16 protein-coding genes and 1 pseudogene are annotated in these 18,999 nt (G+C 59.9%); 7 read left to right on the top strand and 10 right to left on the bottom strand.

What is annotated here, in order from left to right; translation table 11 throughout:
* Positions 1-44: 44 nt before the first annotated feature.
* Positions 45-2,378, top strand: a complete 2,334-nt coding sequence (locus tag ACVDG8_RS29340) for an FdhF/YdeP family oxidoreductase (protein WP_447251561.1) — start codon at positions 45-47, stop codon at positions 2,376-2,378.
* Between the two features lie 1,490 nt (positions 2,379-3,868).
* Here ACVDG8_RS29340 and ACVDG8_RS29335 read toward each other — a convergent pair.
* On the bottom strand, positions 3,869-4,150 hold the full coding sequence (locus ACVDG8_RS29335; RefSeq protein WP_447251560.1) for a hypothetical protein: 282 nt from the start codon (positions 4,148-4,150) through the stop codon (positions 3,869-3,871).
* Positions 4,151-4,640: 490 nt separating this feature from the next.
* Here ACVDG8_RS29335 and ACVDG8_RS29330 point away from each other — a divergent pair, with 490 nt between their 5' ends.
* The 4 genes from ACVDG8_RS29330 to ACVDG8_RS29315 all read left to right on the top strand — a co-directional run bounded on the left by ACVDG8_RS29330 (position 4,641) and on the right by ACVDG8_RS29315 (position 8,318).
* Positions 4,641-4,844 (top strand): hypothetical protein, encoded by a 204-nt coding sequence (locus tag ACVDG8_RS29330; protein ID WP_447251559.1) that lies wholly within the window; start codon positions 4,641-4,643, stop codon positions 4,842-4,844.
* 576 nt (positions 4,845-5,420) lie between these two features.
* The gene (locus ACVDG8_RS29325; protein ID WP_447251558.1) at positions 5,421-5,594 is read left to right on the top strand and encodes a hypothetical protein; all 174 of its coding nucleotides are present in this window, start codon (positions 5,421-5,423) and stop codon (positions 5,592-5,594) included.
* Positions 5,595-6,094: 500 nt separating this feature from the next.
* Positions 6,095-6,475, top strand: coding sequence for a hypothetical protein (locus ACVDG8_RS29320; protein WP_447257132.1), 381 nt, complete (start codon positions 6,095-6,097; stop codon positions 6,473-6,475).
* A gap of 583 nt (positions 6,476-7,058) precedes the next feature.
* Positions 7,059-8,318: a GGDEF domain-containing protein gene (locus tag ACVDG8_RS29315; RefSeq protein WP_447251557.1), complete on the top strand. Its 1,260-nt coding sequence runs from the start codon at positions 7,059-7,061 to the stop codon at positions 8,316-8,318.
* 61 nt (positions 8,319-8,379) lie between these two features.
* Here the strand turns inward: ACVDG8_RS29315 and ACVDG8_RS29310 are convergent, their stop codons facing one another.
* From ACVDG8_RS29310 to ACVDG8_RS29280, 7 genes and pseudogenes are all read right to left on the bottom strand, one after another.
* On the bottom strand, positions 8,380-9,126 hold the full coding sequence (locus tag ACVDG8_RS29310) for a response regulator (protein ID WP_455707332.1): 747 nt from the start codon (positions 9,124-9,126) through the stop codon (positions 8,380-8,382).
* On the bottom strand, positions 9,083-10,489 hold the full coding sequence (locus ACVDG8_RS29305; RefSeq protein WP_455707331.1) for a response regulator: 1,407 nt from the start codon (positions 10,487-10,489) through the stop codon (positions 9,083-9,085). The genes ACVDG8_RS29310 and ACVDG8_RS29305 overlap by 44 nt, the downstream gene beginning before the upstream one ends.
* Positions 10,490-10,948: 459 nt before the next feature.
* Positions 10,949-11,125: an invasion associated locus B family protein gene (locus ACVDG8_RS29300; protein ID WP_455707330.1), complete on the bottom strand. Its 177-nt coding sequence runs from the start codon at positions 11,123-11,125 to the stop codon at positions 10,949-10,951.
* A gap of 248 nt (positions 11,126-11,373) precedes the next feature.
* Positions 11,374-12,138, bottom strand: a complete 765-nt coding sequence (locus tag ACVDG8_RS29295; protein ID WP_447251556.1) for an SDR family NAD(P)-dependent oxidoreductase — start codon at positions 12,136-12,138, stop codon at positions 11,374-11,376.
* Positions 12,139-12,502: 364 nt separating this feature from the next.
* Positions 12,503-12,649, bottom strand: a pseudogene (locus ACVDG8_RS29290) (transposase); the annotation flags it as partial.
* A 516-nt stretch (positions 12,650-13,165) separates the two neighbouring features.
* Complete coding sequence (locus tag ACVDG8_RS29285) at positions 13,166-13,351, bottom strand: hypothetical protein (RefSeq protein WP_447251555.1); 186 nt, start codon at positions 13,349-13,351, stop codon at positions 13,166-13,168.
* Between the two features lie 1,353 nt (positions 13,352-14,704).
* Positions 14,705-15,565: an ATP-dependent DNA ligase gene (locus ACVDG8_RS29280; protein WP_447251554.1), complete on the bottom strand. Its 861-nt coding sequence runs from the start codon at positions 15,563-15,565 to the stop codon at positions 14,705-14,707.
* Between the two features lie 86 nt (positions 15,566-15,651).
* Between ACVDG8_RS29280 and ACVDG8_RS29275 the strand changes: the two genes are divergently transcribed.
* Positions 15,652-15,861 (top strand): hypothetical protein, encoded by a 210-nt coding sequence (locus ACVDG8_RS29275; protein ID WP_447251553.1) that lies wholly within the window; start codon positions 15,652-15,654, stop codon positions 15,859-15,861.
* A 402-nt stretch (positions 15,862-16,263) separates the two neighbouring features.
* On the opposite strand, the gene ACVDG8_RS29270 is transcribed toward ACVDG8_RS29275, so the two are convergent.
* Positions 16,264-16,899 carry a hypothetical protein gene (locus ACVDG8_RS29270; protein ID WP_447257130.1) on the bottom strand — a complete coding sequence of 212 codons (636 nt, stop codon included), beginning with the start codon at positions 16,897-16,899 and terminating at the stop codon, positions 16,264-16,266.
* Between the two features lie 169 nt (positions 16,900-17,068).
* On the opposite strand from ACVDG8_RS29270, the gene ACVDG8_RS29265 reads away from it, so the two are divergent.
* Positions 17,069-17,683, top strand: a complete 615-nt coding sequence (locus ACVDG8_RS29265) for a class I SAM-dependent methyltransferase (protein ID WP_447251552.1) — start codon at positions 17,069-17,071, stop codon at positions 17,681-17,683.
* Between the two features lie 388 nt (positions 17,684-18,071).
* On the opposite strand, the gene prpB is transcribed toward ACVDG8_RS29265, so the two are convergent.
* Positions 18,072-18,992, bottom strand: a complete 921-nt coding sequence (gene prpB, locus ACVDG8_RS29260; RefSeq protein WP_447251551.1) for a methylisocitrate lyase — start codon at positions 18,990-18,992, stop codon at positions 18,072-18,074.
* Between the last annotated feature and the right edge of the window lie 7 nt (positions 18,993-18,999).

The following is an 18,999-nucleotide window of genomic DNA, read 5'->3' as shown; positions in this document are numbered from 1 at the left end:
AATCGCGAGTTGGAAAGCAAATCCAACTGTTTAGAGTATCGCGAATGAAGCCCTCCGTCACCGACCACGTCGACATCCATCCGTACAATCGTCCCACCGGCGGCTGGGGATCGCTCAAATCGCTAATACGCAAGGCAAGCGGCGAGGGCCTGCTTGTCTCGGGCATCTGGAGCACGCTGATGCGCCAGAACAAATCCGACGGCTACATGTGCGTTTCATGCTCATGGGCGAAGCCCGCCGATCCGCGTCCATTCGAGTTTTGTGAAAATGGCGCCAAAGCGACGATCTGGGACCAGACCAAGCACCGCTGCGGCCCGGAGTTCTTTGCCATGCACCCGGTCAACGCGTTGCTCGACTGGCCGGACCATGATCTCGAGAAACAAGGCCGGCTTGTCGAACCGATGCGCTACAATGAAGTCACCGACAAATATGAGCCGGTCTCGTGGGAAACAGCGTTCCGCGATATCGGCGACGAACTTAGAAAGCTCGACCCAAAATCGGTGGTGTTCTACACTTCCGGCCGCGCCTCGCTCGAAGCCTCGTTCATGTACCAGCTTTTTGCTCGGATCTATGGTTCGAGCAATCTGCCGGACTCTTCCAACATGTGCCACGAATCGACATCTGTCGGGTTGCCGGAATCCATCGGTTCGCCGGTGGGGACCGTGCAGATCGAGGACTTCGAGCATTGCGACATGATGTTCTTTTTCGGACACAACACCGGCGTGACCGCGCCCAGGCTGCTGCATCCAATCGAAGAGGCGCGCCAGCGCGGCGTGCCGGTCATAACCTTCAATCCGCTGCCGGAGCGAGGGCTCAAACGCTTCAAGAACCCGCAAAGCCCGGTCGAGATGCTATCGCCCGGCCCCGGCACCAAGATGTCCAGCGATTTCTACCAGGTTCGCGGCGGCGGCGACATCGCCGCCATGACGGGAATAGCCAAGGCCGTGCTGGCGCTGGACAATGCCGCATTGCAGGCTGGCGCTCAGCGCGTCCTCGACACCGCGTTCATTGCCGAGCACACGCATGGCTTCGATGAATTCGAGGCCTATCTGCGCCGCACGCCATGGGACAAGATCGTCGAGCGATCCGGCATCACGCGCGCCGATCTGGAGCATGTCGGCGAGATCTATTCAAAGGCCACGGCAGTCATCGGGAACTACGGCATGGGCCTGACGCAGCACCGGCACGGCACGGAAAACGTCCATATGCTGTGCAATCTGCTGCTCATGCGTGGGAACATCGGCAAGCCGGGCGCCGGCGTGTCGCCTTTGCGTGGCCACTCCAATGTCCAGGGCCAGCGCACAGTCGGAATCTCGGAAAAGCCTGAACTCGTTCCGCTCGACAAGCTTGCCGAGTTCTACCATTTCGAGCCGCCGCGCGAGAAAGGCCGCGACACGGTCGAGACGTGCGAAGGCGTGATCGACGGCTCGGTCAAAGCCTTTATCGGGCTTGGCGGCAATTTCGTTCGCGCCGTGCCCGAAACCGGGCTGGTCGAAGAGGCATGGCGACACCTCAGGGTGCATGTCGAGATCGCGACGAAACTCAACCGCAGCCATCTCCTGCCTGGAGCAGTCACCTATCTGCTGCCCTGCCTGTCGCGGATTGAAAGGGATGTTCAGGCAAGCGGCGAGCAGCATGTCTCGATGGAGGACTCAACCGCGTGTATTCACGGCTCCTTCGGCTATCGCCAGCCGGCCGGGCCGCGTCTGCTTTCAGAGCCGAAGATCGTGGCGGAACTGGCGAAAGCAACCGTGGCGGACCGGAGCTCTGTACCTTGGGATGACTGGGTTACGGACTATTCGCGGATCAGGGACGAAATCGAGCGCTGCTACCCTGCTCATTTCAAGGACTTCAACAAACGCTTCCTGACGCCCGGCGGCTTCCATCGCGACATCAAAGCATCGAAACGCGTGTGGGAGACACCGAACAAGAAGGCCAATTTCAAGCCGCCGACGATGCTGGAAACCGATCCCGATATCAATGTCTCCAAGCCGGACGTGTTGACATTGATAACGATCCGCTCGAACGACCAGTTCAACACGACGGTGTACGGCTACCGCGACCGCCTGCGCGGCATCAACGGAACCCGGATGGTGCTGCTGATGAACGAGCGGGACATTGCAAGGTTCGGACTGTCCGAAGGCGACGAAGTCGACTTGGAAACGGCCGCCGACGATGGTGTCGAGCGGCGCGTTCGCGGGCTAAGGGTGACGCCCTATTCGATCCCGTCTGGAAACTGTGCCGGCTATTATCCCGAACTCAACCCCCTGATTCCATTGTGGCATCGGGCCGAGAAGGCGCACGTTCCCGCTGCCAAGTCCGTTCCGGTCCGGCTGGCGGCACGCCAAGCAGAGCAACGCCGGGCTGATCGCATCTAGGCCGGTGTAGCAACTGGCCTTTATGCTTCGCTTCGCGCGGGTACCACGAACGCGAGTAAAGGTTCGGGCGACGGTATTTACCCTCCCTCGTCAACAACACGAGCTATGAAGCTACGCATCACCGAGGAGCGAGCGCGGGATCAAGACGGCGGAAGCGGTCCTTGCCTCAGTTGGGATAGCAGCCGAACTGGTTGCCGTGAATGTTCGCGCTAGAAGGCTGGGCCGACGCTAGCTTGCCGACGATGAAGGGCCGACCGAAGATGAAGACGATGCGACAGCAAGCCTAACGCCCTGATCGCGCCCGACCAGGTGAGGTGATGCTGGTTATCCTGACACCCAGAATGAAATCGAGACTTTTCTTACGGCGCCTTGATTGGAAGCGTCTTCAACTGGCGCACTGGTCGTGGTCGACGAGCAGGCGAGGCAGATCAAATTCCCGCAGGCGACGGCGCATGGACGCTCCTGTAAAGCGACGCGCAGCGCGACTTTGGCGAATTGGCAGGCTACGCGAGCACGCGGCGCTCGCCGTGATCGGACTGCCAAGCGATTCAGACGACCAGCCTCGCAATTGCGACCGAAGTCCGACGTTGCGGCGCATTGGTCCCTAAGCTGAAACATATAGCCTGTTATCCCGTTAGCCATCTCAGACTGACAGACACGAGTCCCTTCATCGTCAGTCGCGATTGCAAGACGAACACCTGCCGGGACCTGCGAAACGTCAGGTGTTCGTTTGTCTCGGTAGTGCTGCATGCAGCTTGGCGAAATGATCGCAAACTTATTCGCAGCCCTTCCGCTGGTATTTGCGGGCGTATTCTTCGTTGCCAGCGAATTGATTTGCCGGATCACCACAAGGGCAAGATGGCCATTTTCCTTCCGCTCGACGCGATCACCACCGGATCAAAGCGCCAACACATCTGCATTTTCCCGATGCCGTGGAGCCGGATTGATGCAGCCGAGAACACGAATCACAACAGTGGCTCTGACGCCAAAGCGAATTTGGTTTGCGCCGCCTTTGGGCGGCTGGTGAACTGGTCTGCTTGGGCGCCGTTGAGCAAGCTCACGAGCCCTGCGTCCGGTTATGCTGGTCTTTTTGCCAGCCGTGAGACCAAAACATCGCCCTCTCGCGGTTCTTCACCATCGCGTTCCGTGCCTCAGTGCCAACGGCCGATCCGACCGACGTGAAAAAGCCTGCTGGCTGCAGCCAGCAGGCCAGAGGGTTGAAGTAACCAGGAGCCACCCTTGCTCACGAGAAACCCGCCAGGCGAGGATGTTCCCGGCCAAGAACGAAAGTCAGGGCTCGCTGGTGCGGCCCCAAAGACACTGGAGCAAAACTTGGAACCGGCAACCCGAGCCGATGCTCGGAAAACCAGATTCATCAAGGCCAGCTCTAGTTGCCCGACATCGACGTGAGCGGGATATGTGCGACTTACGGATGCGTAAGTACGGCTAGGGAGATGCGAGAGGACGGCTCGGAACCGCCTCCGGCCGGATCAGCCGCCCATCTTCTTTGCCCTCGCACAAAATTCTGCGTGTGATTTGTTCAGCGTGGTATCGCCGCAGTCTTTCAACACCGCCTTCTGTTCATCGGATTTCATAGCACTCCATGCGGTCTTGAAGTCCTTTTCCGACCTCAAGGTTTTCATGCCAGCATCGGTGAAGAATGGCGACATCTTTGCCGGATCGTCGAGCGCCGAGGTGTTGTTGCCCGCAAGTGCTGAACCAGCCATCATTGCAAGCGTCATCGCGCCCATTGTGAGCATCTTGAATTTCATGTGGGTATCCTCCTGTCAGGTCATTCAACAAAACGTGACCTGCACGTGGAAACGCGCGCTTACCCGACCGGTTCCCACGTCCAGCCCTCCTTACGAATTAGTATAGAACCGTTCCGAACGGGATCATTGTCGATCGGCCGATTTCCGTTTTCAGGAGCTCAGTCTTCCGAGACCTAGCCTGCGCCATCCAGTGAGCCCATGCGCTAGCCTTTGCGCCGGCTGCGATGATCAGAACCTGCAGTTCACGAACCTGTAGGTGACGCCTGCCTTGAAGCAACGGCTTGCGGCCGTGCGCCTCCTGGCGCTTCGCTGTGGCCTCATTCCAGCGCTTTTCGACACGCTCCTGGTAAGGCAATTCCACCCCAACGGGAGGCGCCGGCCACCCTGCGGAGACGTTGGACCTGTGGGATCAGGGCATTCAGTCCAAATTGCTCACGCGCCAGAGGTCGAATAACCTTTCGTCGAGCCGGAGCAAGAGGACCGAGGCAAAATGGCTGACAAGAGGGAGATTGCCGGCCAGAGAGTGGTCGTATGCCATGAGATACAAGTAGGCCTCGTCGAGGATGACGGCGGCTGCCGTGGCATCTTATCGATTCTGACGACTGAAGGGTCTTTGGATATCTCGTTGGACCGGGCGACCGCCGATTCCATCATGGACGCCATTGCAGCGATCCGACCAAAGATAGCCCGCTGACTAGAGACTCCAGTCTTGATTGAGCAATCTAATATGCTGCTAGATCGGAATGGCGGGGACCGTTGGAGGGACCGCCCACCCTCGATGGCTGGTGCGGCCCCGCATCCCCAGGGTCGCACCGGCCAGCCCCACCCCTGTCATTCGGAATTTTCGGAATCTACCAGCGTTGGCAAAACCGATCATCGCCACGGTCGACAAGCTGACATTGCAGTCCAGAGAGATGCCACCGGCCGAGAGGGCCAAGGGTGTAGCAATAGGTGTAGCGATTAAAGGTGCCGAGGAAGGATGCTCGATGCTTCGGACAGTCAACGGCTGCGCTTCGGCTTCCAGCGCTGACCAGCCCTTGGGAATCGAAAGCCCCAGCGCTGCGGGGGATCAGCGCTAGGGCTGTTTGGGCATGTACTCTGTACCGTCATGACCTTAGGTTATGCTGCGCTAATATCATGAACAAAGGGTGCATGGCGGCGGGCCGAACGGCGTCCCTTCTCGCTCGGCAATATCGAGGGCTCCACGCGGATCATGCTCGCGCAAGGTCGATCTAATATTGTCGGTGTTCCAAGCCTGTAGGAGGCCGACGTGCGTCAACCAACCAGGCTACAGAACCTGCAGTTTGCCGAAGCGATGCTGAAAGAAATTCGTCGAAGGATTCAGTCCAGTGACGTGGATCTCTTGAAGTACCTGATCGACATGGCGGCAGCAGAAGCTGAAGAGCGTGCCGAGGCGACTAGTCCAGTTTTGCGGAAACATTGAGAGCCGATCATGGCGGCCCGGCACGTCATCGTGTGACACAGGATTCTACGCCGTGCCTACCCCGCTGTTTGGAGGCGAGGCGACACTATCTTGCACTAGCGAGTCGAAAGAAAAAAGCCCGCCAGCCGAAGCCAGCGGGCGAATCTGCGGGAACAACACGCACCGATGGGGCCACGGTGCAACGGCCGAAGTGTTTCGCTGCAACAATGTTCCATCGGCGGAACTAATTCTGCGTGCAAGGGACGAAAAAGCCCGCTGGCCAGAGCCAGCAGGCTTCTCATTCGTTTCCGTCTCAGTCCATTAACGGGCTACCGGACCTGAACCGACAACAATCTGGGCTGCAACTGAGGCCAGCCGCTCGCGCTTCGTCAGGACAGCTCGGCTGCCGGTCCGTCGATCATCTGTTCGATCCGGTGAAGGCAGCGGGGTGCCTTTTGAAAAATGTGCAAGCTTCAGCGTTAGCTATTGCTAATCGTCCCAGACAGCGCACTGTTGCCGCCATGGTAGCTAGGCACGTTGAGATGGTTCTGTTTGAGCAGTCGATCGCGAACGCCGATGGCATCCAGCGGCCGTTTCCCGACAGGGTGCAAGACGCTGCGGAGAAAACTGCAGGCTCTGTTCTGTTCGATGTACGCGTCGACGGTGACGTCGAAATCCAACGAATGGCAGCAATCGGATACGCAGACGCCGAAGCGGCGATCATCGTGCTCGAGAAGAACGGTCAACTGCGATGCGCCTCGGTGAACGGAGACGCTTCGCTTTTGGTCGCTGACCTTGCTGCCTGGGAATCTTCGCCGTTGCGCGAACGCGTGCTGTCCGACTTCCGCGGTACAGCAATTATCCTGCTGGCGAAGCTTCGCCGATCTGGTCTCCTCAAGTAAGCAGAACTGAGCCAGCACCTAGGTCGTGCTAGCGCGGATCAGCCAACCAACACAGCGGTACCACGCGTCGCCTTTTTGAAATCCGGTGGTCGGTGAGTGCGCCCGCAGACGCTCGAATGCTGGACTTCTCCTGGCAGGGGCTCGCCGGCCCCAAGGTAGCATCTCCTAAACGGCGTGGATTTGGCACGACCTTGTTGGAAAAGGTTGCCACCGTACAATGCCAGGCCGAGATCGATCTGAAATACCACACGGACGGTCTGCAATTCGCAATGAAACTGCCGCTCCGTCAGCCCAGGTTCGTTCCGTCATATTAGGTATCTTGCCCAGCCGCCAACCAATGCTGATGCCGATGCGCAGCCAGCGTGACGGTGAGGCATTGTTGGCGAACAGCCACAGGATCAGGTCCCGCTTCGCATGCGCCGGCGATGCTTCGGACGCGGCTGATGCAGCCCGCGACTGCTTGTTGGGTAGATAGCGCACGCCCCGCGCTCCCTAGAAATTAAATCTTCAGGATAATCAGGCATGCTTGGCAGTTCGGACCTACGGGCCCGTCGGATGGGAGAGCAAGCTTAGGCCAACCATTGTGTCAGATCTGGTGCATCTTGACGTGCAGGACAACCCTGCCTTAACCGGCGAAGTGGACCGCCTTCTGGCGCGCCGTACGCGCGACATCCGCCTCAAAGGCGAGATACGACGCCTGTTTCGAGACCGTATCTGGTCGCAGACGGCGAAGATCATCCGCGCATGGATGGTCTGGGTTGCATTGTTGGATGTACTGACCCTGGCCCTCAACATGCTCATGCTTCCAGGCGCCGTTGCCGACTCCATGCTATTGCCAGGCGCCATCCTTCCACCTGTCGCCGTGGCCGTCGTCCTGCTCTGGCGAAAACCGCAAGCGCCCTGGATACAAGGGACATCGCTGATCGCAGGCATGTTCCTCATCTTGTTGTCGGTCGCCCTGGTCGGCGTTAGCGCGGGCGGCGAATTCTACGAGCGGCATTTGAACATCATGTTGTTCGTGGCTATTACGGCCATTATTATCTTCGGCATTCCGCTGGCCTGGACGGTGACGATTGCCGCCTTGTCGCTCGGTCTCTATCTGGCTTTTCAGCTGCAGAATCCGGCCATCGGTTTTGGAAGCGCCGTTGCTGCGACCCTGTTTTTCGCCAGTGGGATTTTCGCGACCGTCGCGGCCCGCCGCATCATGACAATTCTCGCGCAGAAGACTTTCTTGTTCGAGCTTCGCGACAGGCACAGGGTCGCCGAACTGGCCAAAGCCAACGATCGACTGGAACTGCTTGCCAAGACCGATCCGCTCACCGGCATCGCCAACCGGCGCTGGATGACGGAAACGCTCGACCAATTGTGGGGCAGTGACAAACGGTGCCTGGACGGCGCGGCGATGCTGATGTGCGACATTGACCACTTCAAGAAGCTGAATGATCACCTTGGCCATGCCGAGGGCGACCGCTGTCTGGTCGAGGTCGCCGGCATCATCCAGGAAAGCGTCAGGCGAGATCGCGATCAAGTGGCCCGCTACGGCGGCGAAGAGTTTCTGGTGCTCCTGCCCGCAGTGAATGAGGAAGAGGCCGTTTCGGTCGCAGAGAGAATTCGCAAGGGCGTTGAGGACGCTGGTTTGCCCAACCCCACATCGCGCATATCAGGCTGCGTCACCTTGAGCATCGGGGTCGCGGTTCAAGCGTCCGAAGAGGCCATTTCGCCGGAGCAATTGCAGCGGCAAGCGGATGCCGCGCTTTATCTGGCCAAGCAAACGGGGCGAAACCGCGTATTTCTGCACCGAGCGGAGTCTTCGGAGCGCAAACCCATTCGCTCGAAAAGATGATGCCGTCGGGGAGGCCGATGCTGTCGCGCGAGAGCTTCAGCCGATGCGCTTCTCCTCAAACTCATGCAGTTTCTGCCAGTCGAAGGTGACACCCACGCCCGGCTCGTCCGGGGCGAGCGCCAGCCCGTCTTGAGGCATGAGAGCGGCCGCACGGCCGGGGCAGCTGTATCAGCGTTGAACGCGAAGAATGCTTTCTATGAGCTCTCTCGCGGAACGGCTTGTTCAACAAAGGTACATCCGGTGGACGGTTGGAAAGCGCGTCAGCATCGGCATAGCCAGTAATTATCACCGCCGGCCAGTCGGCGCGTATGTTGCGCACGAAGCGAATTACCTCGACTCCTGATACGAGCGGCATTGCGAAATCGGTGACAATGACATCGAAGTCATGCGGCGCGCGTTCGATGATTGACAGCGCTTCGGCGCCCCCGGCTGCACAGGTCACCGGGAAGCCATGTTGCCGAAGCGATTCCGCAGTTAGCTGCCGCAGCCCGCTGCTGTCGTCGATCAGAAGCAGCGATGGGAGAGTCTTTCCCGCAGTCTCGATTAGAATTTGCTCTTCTTCAGAGTCAGCCGTGCCGGCTGCTGGCGCCTCCGCCGAACGGGGCAGCCACAGCTCCATTGAGCTACCGCGACCAACGACACTATCGAGGCGGAGAGCTCCGCCCGATTGCTTCATGAAACCGTACACCGTGCTGAGACCCAATCCCGTGCCTTTCCCAACCGGCTTTGTGATGAAGAAGGGCTCGATAACCTTGCTTAGCATGTCACGCGGGATGCCCGAGCCGGTGTCCTTGACGGTGATGACCACATAATGTCCGGGCGTCAGTTCTTCGGAGGCTGTTTCGACGGTGCGATTTTGAGCGAGCACCGAAATCGTTCCACCGGACGGCATGGCGTCGCGCATTGAAAACAAGGTTCATCAATGCCAGCTCCAATTGGCCGGCGTCCACATGCGCAGGCCAAACGGAGTTTTCGATCATCCATTCAAAGCGGATTAGGCCGCCCAGTACGGGCGCCACCAGGCCGTTCATCGTATCTTCGAGCGCTGCCAAACGCACTGAAGCCGGCTTAAGATTCTGGCGACGCGAAAAGGCGAGCATGCGGGTGACGAGTTCGACGCCCTGTTTTGCAGAGTGGCGAGTTAGCTCAACCACCTTTCTTGCCTGCTCGTCAAAGGCTACGTGGCGCTCAAGCAAACCCAGTCCACTTAGAACCGCAGCGAGCAGATTGTTGAAGTCATGCGCCAGCCCGCCGGTGAGTTTTCCAACGGCATCGAGGCGCTGTGATTGAAGAAGCTGGTCTTCCAGCTCACGCCGCTCGGTGACGTCAAGCAGCGTACCCAGGATTTCCGGTCGGCGTCCGTCCCTACCTTTCGACAGGATGCCCTGGTCGAGGAATATGCGATATTTGCCATCGGCGCACTGCCAGCGGAATTCGCAGGCATACGAACCTGTTATCTTTGCCGCCAGCAATGCTTCCTTTACCTTGATTAGATCGTCCGGATGCACCCGGCTCAGGCCAAACCGCGGATCGGATGTAAGTCGGTCCGGAGGAAATCCCGTCAAACGTTCCACGCCTTTGGTCACAAAGCGGGCAGCAAAGGGCGGTTCGGCCGCTCTGGCGTGAAAGCACACAGGCAAGGACCCCAGAATGGCTTCCTGTCGCTCCTCGGCAGTCCGTAGCGACCGCTCTGCCTCGAGCTTTTGTTTCTCGGCTTGCAGGGCCTTTGCCAGCAACGCCTGCTCGGCGACCGCCTTGCGCTGAATCTCAAGGGTTTTTTCATGAAGCTCGACGAAGACCGCCACTTTGGAGCGAAGCATGATCGGATCGAAAGGCTTGAACACATAATCCACCGCGCCAGCATCGTAGCCGCGCAGCATGTGAGTGTCTTCCTTGTTGATGGCCGTGAGGAAAATGAGAGGCGTCCGTTTGGACTGTTCGCGCTGGCGGATCAAAGCGGCCGTCTCGTATCCGTCGAGACCCGGCATCAAAACGTCCAGCAAGATAACAGCGAAATCTTCCTTCAGCAGGCAGCGCAGCGCCTCCTCGCCGGATTGCACCGTAACCACTTCTGCAATTGGAGTGAGAACTTCCTCGATCGCCAGTAGATTGCGTTCGTCATCATCGACCGCCGCCTCCAAGCGCTCAAACTCCAAGCCGCTGGTCGCCACGTTTCCTCAAACCACCGAAAGCGTCGGTCAGGCTGAACTAGCCTGAAGGAACAGCCGGTTGAGAGCTACGCGGCGACGAACTTGGGCTTGAGAAAAGCGCTGGTTGGCGACTTAAGAAGCTGCGTTATCTTCAATACTCTGGCCCGTCAGCCGACGAGCCTGTTGAAAATGCCAGATTGGTTGCTTCGCCTGCCCCGAATCATGACATGGGTAGAACAGGGCCTCACGCGACGCAGTTTGCTGACTTCATGGCCTCTCGCGCTCTACCGACCGTCGATCCCCCGCCCCCGTCGGTTCGACGGTCGTCCTTCTCTCACCCCGTTTGAGCCCCGGCAAGAACGGCCAGTCTGTCGAGCAGGCGCAAGCCCTCAACGATACGGACAGGACCAGGTCGTTCTGATCGGTGCTTGTGACCTTGATTTTCAGCACCGAACCCGCCCGCAATGCGGCTACTGTTCCTTAATCAAGGGTGAGCGGCACGACGCAGCGGGCCGGCGAGCAGGTCGAGAAACGCAGCGCCTCAAGCAGTTGCTGTCGATCCTGCAATGTGGCGCCGGCGTCGAGCACAAGGCCAAACGGAAGAACGAGATTGCCGGCGAGCGTAGCTTCGCTGTTTCGCCCGAGTTCGACAGCCATCACCCGCTGCCCACTCTGCTGGCTCTGTTGCGCGCGATTTGGGGCGCGTTGTTCTGGCAGGCCATATTCCGGTCCTGGTAGCCCTCCTGAAGAGACGGCGCGCCGCCCAGAAGGGCATCGCGATGACCCAGTTGCTTAGCACCTGTTGGATGGACCGTCGCTCCAGCCTCGGCGAACGCCTTGGCGATGCCATTTCCAGTGCTTTCCTTGATCCGTGACCTGATCGTGAACGACCGGTCATTTCGGAGTCAGCCCTTGCGCTCCTGAAGGCTGTTGCCGCCGTCGACCACCAGCAGGACGCCGTTGACGTAGCTGGCGCCTTCCGATGCCAGGAACACCACCGCTGCGGCGACCTCGTCCGGTCGCCCGGCCCGCGCCGGTGGCGTGTGCAGGGCAGCTTGCCGCTCCATTGGGCTGGACGAGCCCGTTTCGATCCAGCCGGGTGCCACGGCATTGACCGTTACGCCGCGTTTCGCCACTTCGAGCGCCAGCGTGTGCGTTAGGCCGACCATCCCGGCCTTGGCGGCGGAATAGGCGGCGGTGCCTTCGAAAGATACCAGCGGCCCGGTAACTGACGCCACATTGACGATGCGCCCATATCCTGCCTCTACCATCGCCGGCAGAAACGCGCGGGTGACCAGGAACGCGGTCTTCAGGCTGACGTCGATCCCCCGGTCCCAGTCCGTCTCCGTCAGGGCGAGAAAAGCCTTATCGACCGAGGGCGATGCCAGCGAGCCCATGCCGGCATTGTTGACCAGAATGTCGACTGCGCCGACATCTGCCCGCAGCCGTGCGACATCAGCCGCCAAGGTCAGATCGGCGACTGCGGCTTTGGCATTGATACCTTCGGCGCAAAGCTCGGCGGCGCGATCGAGTACACGCGCGCTGGCACCGTTCAGGAAAACAGCATGACCCCCAAGCCCGAGTTGCCGCGCAATGGCAAAGCCGATGCCGTCGGCAGCACCTGCCCCGGTGATCAGCGCACGCTTGGTGGCAGAAGAAGGTGTGGTCAAATCGGGCCCCGCTGGTTGCGCCGACGCTGTCTTACCACGCACCTGGGCGACCGTGCTGCGAAGATTTGCTCTGCAACATTCCGCGCCGCTTTGCCTTTTCGAAACGCGGAAGCGAGCCGAACCAGGCGGGCAAACCCGCCGCCCATGGGGTTTCCGCTCTGCTGCCAGAAACTCACTGCTCGGCCTCGTTGCCAGGATGAGACCACAAGCCCGAGCATGCGAAATGGCCGGGCAGTGGACCCGAGCTTTGTTCCTCGTCCAGCACGAGTGTAACGCTGTGAATGCTCCACCGCCTAAAAGGCGGTGGCTTCAGGTTACGGCTTAAAGCCGGATCGGTCCGCCGTCCGGCGGACAGGGCGCAAACTCATGTCACGTTAAAGTTGTCGTCGGGTTCGGGCGGTGTCTGGTTGGTAATGTATTCCATCCACATCTCGTCCGTCACATTGCCGCTTGTGGCAACCCAATAACCCCTCGCCCACAGGTGCTGGCCCCAATAGCGCTTGCGCAATATCCCGAACTCGCTCAGCAGCTTGTGAGCTTCCAAATCACAGTGGACCACTGCTGCGGTCTGCGCTTCCGTAGAGTTCGATTGCTGCCTGTACCGCGTCGCTCGGCTTTCCAAAATCGGAAGCCCTCACAGCGCAGCGACATCGTCGGTCCGAAGCATCAAGGATCCTCGGCGTTTTGAGAATACATCCTCGGCGCCATAGCGCGACCTGAAGCTGCGGCAGCGAGGCCGAGGGCAGGCGCAAGCAGCAAGCAACGCCACAAACTTTTAGTGGTGCGCACCATAGGTTCATGCGCTATGACTAATATGCTTTGTTCCTGGCGGGTCAAAGCCGGACTCCTTGCCCGCTGGCCCTGGCCGGCGGGCTTTTTTATGCGGGCATGTCGGCCCGATAGGAAGAAATCCGCCCACCCGTGCTCCGGGCCGAATTAAGTCAGAGATGCCCTCTGCAAATCCGCTGTCATGTGCGGGCGCAATTTCTCAAAAGGTTGGCTTCACAGATGCTGTCGCCATCCACAGCTAAGGTTTAAATGCTCGTCCGGCGGCATCTCTCATGGACTGCAGTGTCAGCCTGTCGACCGTGGCGATGATCGCCTTCGTCATAGCCTCGGCATGGACCGGCTCCGGGCCATAGATACCGTTCACCATCTCGCGGCTCGGCAGCGCATCCGGCCGGGCCGATCCGAGCTCGCGGAAAATGAGCAAGTCCCGTCTCCACAGGACCTGGCTTATAAAGTCCGCCGTAACCAGACGGTGTCGTCCTGGACGATCAAGCCCGCGGGTGAACGTGGCGCACGTGAACGATTCTGCCATCAGGGTTGGAACATTCGGCGCACGCAAAGAATAGAAGGAGCTAAACAAAAAAGGGAGCGCGCGATGAGGTTTGTCGCCATACTGGATCCGGCTGACCAATGGCTGGTCTATGACCGATCCACCGATCTGCCCGCCGACACAAGAGACCGATTGCTGATTGGGCTATCGCAAGCAGAAGCCGAGCGCCTCGCCCATGAAGCCAATATCCAACAGATATCGCTGCGCCGGGTAGCGCAGTCGCATCGTCACGCAATGAGGCCTAACAAATCTGACGCGCGGAGAGGCGAGGTAACCAACCCGTTATAAGCGACGTCGCGCCCTCGACGTGCGTTGGCGAAAGGGCTCTCAAAGTCAAATGCGGGCGCATCTGAAGCGCCTTAAAGTGATGCGCGAATCCCTAGTCTCCGTCCACGACGATGCCGGTAGGCGGGTTCACTGTGCGACGCTGACTGTCTCGCGGCGGTTTCCCTTCGACCGTCAAAGGGGTCAGCAGCCGGGAGATAATCGTCGAGCAACAGGAACATTAGCGCTTGCTTACGGTTTCTCGGGCAAGTTCTGCAACAGCGTGGGGGAATCGTGGCCGTGTCGGTATCCGCTTTCGTCTATTTTTCCGGTCTGACCGGCCATGACATGCTAGGTGCTGTTGTATCTCTAGTGGTGGGGCTGCTTCTCTACAACGTCATGAGTGAGGACCAGCCAGACAGATAGTCAGTGGCACTTGGGCGCGTCGCGGTCAAAACAGAACCGGTGCGACAGCTGGCTGGGTCAGACCTCAGCCGGTGCGTGCTCGCAATGCAAGGCCAGGCGGTTCTCGCTCGCGCCGTTGCTCAGGCTCGATTGGCTGGATCGGTTCGTCGCTCATAGCGGATGATCGGACCGATTGGTCCGAAATGGATCGTGGGGCTGCTGTTGATGGCCGCCGAGTTCATCTCGCGACCAACCTACGTGATCGCGCCATGTCGAAGCTGGACAAATTAGCTAGTTTGGATATGCGGCGGACCTGTTCCGCCAGGCCGGCGCAGGCTTTAAGGCAATCTCTCTAACCGAGAGGCGCCGGCCCATTAGCCCGCTGCGGATGATGGTGGCACATCTGCAGCGGGCTATCGGGACCTTTTTCAGTTATCGCTTAACCAATGTTATTGGGGCGGACGGGGCCGCATGATAGACCTCGGCTGCGGACAGAAAGCCGTGCAAACCGCCTCGCCTTTTCTCCTTGGGCTCGCTCTTCGGAGCGGGCCTTTTTTCTCACCGCTCGCGAAAGTCCAGCAGCTTGGCGTGCCGGAGCTTTTCCTCACCCTTCCGGAAGCGCACGCGTCCAACGAGACCCGGCTTCAGCCATTCGGCCTTGTCGCTCTTGAGCCCTTTCGGCGCCGGTCCGCCGATCTTCCCTTGCACACGGTCCCATAGGCGTTGCCGCTTATCGGCCTTAAAGGTGACGAAGGCGCCGCCAGCATAACGGCCTTTGTCGGCCATGAGCACCATCGCAGGTTTGCCGGCCTCGCGCTGCACGCCGATGATGTCCATCTCTTTCTCGGCGTAGCACTTGATCTTACGCCAGTTCATCGTCGGCCCGCTCCGGTACCGGCTGTTCTTGTGCTTCGAGACCATGCCTTCAAGCCCGGCCTGATCGACGAGGCGATAAACAGCATCGCCCGTGCCCGGCATCGCCTCGCTGAACTGAATGCGACCGCCGGTCGGGATAAGCTCCTGAAGGATCTCACGACGGTCCTCCACCGGCATATCGCGCAAATCGTGCTTGTTCAGGTGCAGAAGATCGAAGGCCACCAGATAAAGATCGCGCGACGGCCGGCGGCTGGTGACGGCTGATTGCAGGCCCTGGAAGTCAGACAAGCCCGCCTCATTGATAGTGATCGCCTCGCCATCAATGATGAAGTTCTCTGACTCGAGCGCCGCCGCTTGGCCGGCAAGCTGGATATACCGGCCGGTCCAATCGTAACCGTTCTTGGTGATCAGCCGGATGCCGTCCTCGTCCTTGATGACCTGCGTGCGGTAGCCATCGAATTTGATCTCATGCAGCCAGTCATCGCCCTGCGGCGGCGTGTCGACCAGCTCGGGCTCCATCGGTTTGATGAACTTCAGACGCATGCACCTGACTCGGAACAGAGGCTATTTAATAAGCTTTAGCTAAAATAGCTCGAATCCGCGAAGCGACAAAACACCAAGAGACGGCAATGGCAGACGATCGATCTCTCTGGACCGAGGATTGCGAGGAAGCTCTACGCTTGGTGAGAATGGCCATCGAGATGACTTGCCCGGCCGGGGTGCTGCCGAGCCGCGAGATGGTGAACGGCATCTATGGCCCGGCGCCGATCCATGAAGCCGAGGCGCTGGCTAAGGCGATCATCGCCACGGTCGAAAAACTGACCAGCGTCGAAAACTAATTCCGCGCAAAACCCCGAAGCGGTCGCTGTGGTAAACCGATAGAAACGACGCTCGCCTCGACGTACTTCGCTGCAATGCATCGCGGTGGCCTCATACAGCAAGGCTGGCGCGGGCTATAGATTTGGGCGGTCGGCCGCCATTGCTCGACGGACTGCCTCTGTCGTCATGGCGCTGCCATGAAGAACCTGGCCCATAGTGCCTCCTTCGATTCGGAAGATAATGATGCACCAGCAAAGTCCGGGATCAAACACCTAGAACGAAGCCTTCTGTCGTGCAGCGGGCAGCCTGCTTGAAGTTGTACGCTCTCTGAGGTTTGCGAGGCGCCTGGTCATTGGCCGGTGCGCTCCGGCCATCGGTCGTAGGCCGGAAGCAAGGGCGCCGCGAGCAATCAAGACACACGTTCAGCGCAGAAGCCCGTCCCTGTCGAACTCTTCCCAATCGTGCAAGGTGGAATCGGATCGCTCGTTTGGCATGTTGACTGGATCTTGAGATTCGCTCCCTCCCTTCTGAGCCCGCCTGAGTGCCGTCCTTCCGGCCGCACGCCGCCGGTTCTCGGCCACCGTCGCCGCGTCCTCCTCGCGCCAGACCGTCACCAGGTCGCGGTCAAGCACATCTTCGATATGCCGCGGGTCGAACACGTGAAAGGTGACGTTCCGGGCACGCCCGCGCAGCTTCACTGTCCTCGTTCCGGCACTCTGCAAGCGGCCGTCCTTCAGCCAACGATGCCGTTCGCTCGATTTAATCGTCAGGATGTCCTCGACCTCGCGCGGGATCACCGGAAGGTCTTCGATGTCCTGCATTGCCTTGGACGCGATCATGGCTGCCGCGCGCACGTCATTGTCCGCACTCTCCGGCAAACGCAAGGTGAGTACCCGAGACTCGATATGCAGCAGGTTCTTCAGCGCCGATGGCAGACGGGCACGGACTTCGAGAAAAATCCCCCTCGCCCGCACCGACGATCCAAGCGTCGCAGCTGGAGACAAGGGCCACTCGCCAATCAGCTTTGCAGCCGTATCGATTTTCCGGCGCGCAGGCATCTCGGTTAGATAGGGCTCCAATCCACTTCTTGCGAGCGAGCGTCGCAGCGGATCGAGTACCACCTTCCAAAGCGGTGTGAGAAGCGGCCTCTCCTTCTCTCTCCGTCATGCTTTCGTACGCTTTTCGCGGTAGAACGGATTTGGCGGCGGGTTGCGGGAGGAGGTCGAAATGACGACGAGCCTTGTAAGCACGCTGAAAAACCGAGGCAAGCAGGCCGCGAAGCGGCTTGTCGGTTATGACACGCGCAACTGGCTGCGCATCCGCCAGATCGAGGCCTTCACTGCCTTTCTTGAAGCAGCAAACCGCAAATCGCGTGACGTTATCGAGATCTCGCCGGGCTGGAACCACTACTGGCGGACCCTTTGCCCGGACTATCGCTCGGTCGACTTTCCCGACTTTGATATCTGCCGTGACCGGACCGATGAGCAATATTCCATCGTGATCGCCGACCAGGTGCTCGAACATGTGCAGCGGCCACTGGTGGCCGCCGCCAACATCCACGCCATGACCAAACCAGGCGGCTGGGCAATGGTGGCGACGCCCTTCCTGTTCCGGGTGCACGCCAGGCCGCACGACTACAACCGCTGGACCCCTGCGGGGTTGAAGCAGGTCCTGATCGAAGGCGGCTTCGCCAAGGAGAACATCCAGGTCCATGGCTGGGGCAATAAGGCCTGCGCCAGGGCGCATATCGGCGGACCGGTGCGCGCCTACGGACTATGGCGGGATCTCAGCAACGACGAGGAATACCCGCTGATGGTTTGGGCGTTCGCGAAGAAAGCGTAAGGGTCGCTGCACAGCCTTCATCGCGGCGTTTCTGTCGGAGGCAGACACGAACGAGCGAAGTTTTTGCAACCGCTAGCGCCAAGGTTCCACTGGAAGAGACATCGCGCGTTCACGGTGATCGGCCAGCCGCGGCAACCATGGACGTGATATCGGATTGGAAAGAACTGACTGCGACAGCTTTCGAGCGGACGAGAGCGTGACCCAGCAATCTGCGTATCCAACCCTGGCGATCGCCCGCTGTCGAGACATTCGCCAACCACGCCTTAAGCGTCCTTCTATCCATCCAAGGCGTCGCGGTCCGCTGGCACGCTGGCGGCATGCACCGGACTCGCTGCGCGCAGTCGTGGCGGCGAAGCAGAACCGAAAAGCGGCAGCGCCCTGCCGCCACTCAACACTGCGGCATTCTTTCGGGGATGATGGTCTGGACGATAGACGCATCCAACGCCTCATAATCATGCAGGCCGATAGCGGCATAGAGCTCAGCGCGGGTTTGCATCGCCTCGACCATGTTATGGGCGCCGCCGTCGTGGGCGATCGCCGTATAGAGCTGCTGCTGCGCCTTGTTGGCGACCCGCAACGACGAGACCGGCCAGATCACCATTCGGTAGCCCATGTCCTCGAACTCGGAGGCGGTGAAGAACGGGGTCCGGCCGAACTCGGTCATGTTGGCCAGCAGCGGCACGCCGGGCATCCGCGCGGCGAAGGTGCGGAACATCTCGGCCGTATTGAGTGCTTCCGGGAAGATCGCGTCGGCACCGGCCTCCATGTAGAGCTTCGCCCGCGCCACCGCGCCGTGGAGCCCTTCGCTGGCCGCGGCGTCAGTGCGCGCGATCAGGTAGAGGTGGCGCCGCGCCCTGGCGGCTGCCGCCACCTTGGCCGCCATGTCTTGCGGGTCGGCAAGCTTCTTGTCGTTGAGATGGCCGCATTTCTTGGGCAGCAGCTGGTCTTCGATATGGACAGCACCCGCGCCCGCGTCCTCGAAGGCGCGCACCATATGCATGACGTTGAGCGCTTCGCCGTAACCGGTGTCGCCATCGACGAGAAGCGGCAGCCCGCTGGAGCGGGCGATCTGGCGGATGAAGAACGAGACTTCATCGATGGTGATGATGCCAAGATCGGGCAAGCCCATCGAGGCCGTCATGGCAGCGCCCGAGAGATAGAGCGCCTCGAATCCGGCGGCCTTCGCCTGGAGGGCCGCCATGCCGTTGTGTGCGCCTGGCAGTTGCAGGATGCCGCCGCGTTCGACCAGCGCGCGGAAGCGCTCGCCTGCCGGCTTTTCGGGAAGGTCGGAAGCTACGAGATAGGGCATGTCTGTT

The sequence above is a fragment of the Mesorhizobium sp. ORM8.1 genome (assembly GCF_053005525.2).
The sequence above is the reverse complement of the archived record's forward strand: the minus strand, read 5'-3'. Positions and strand labels throughout refer to the sequence as shown.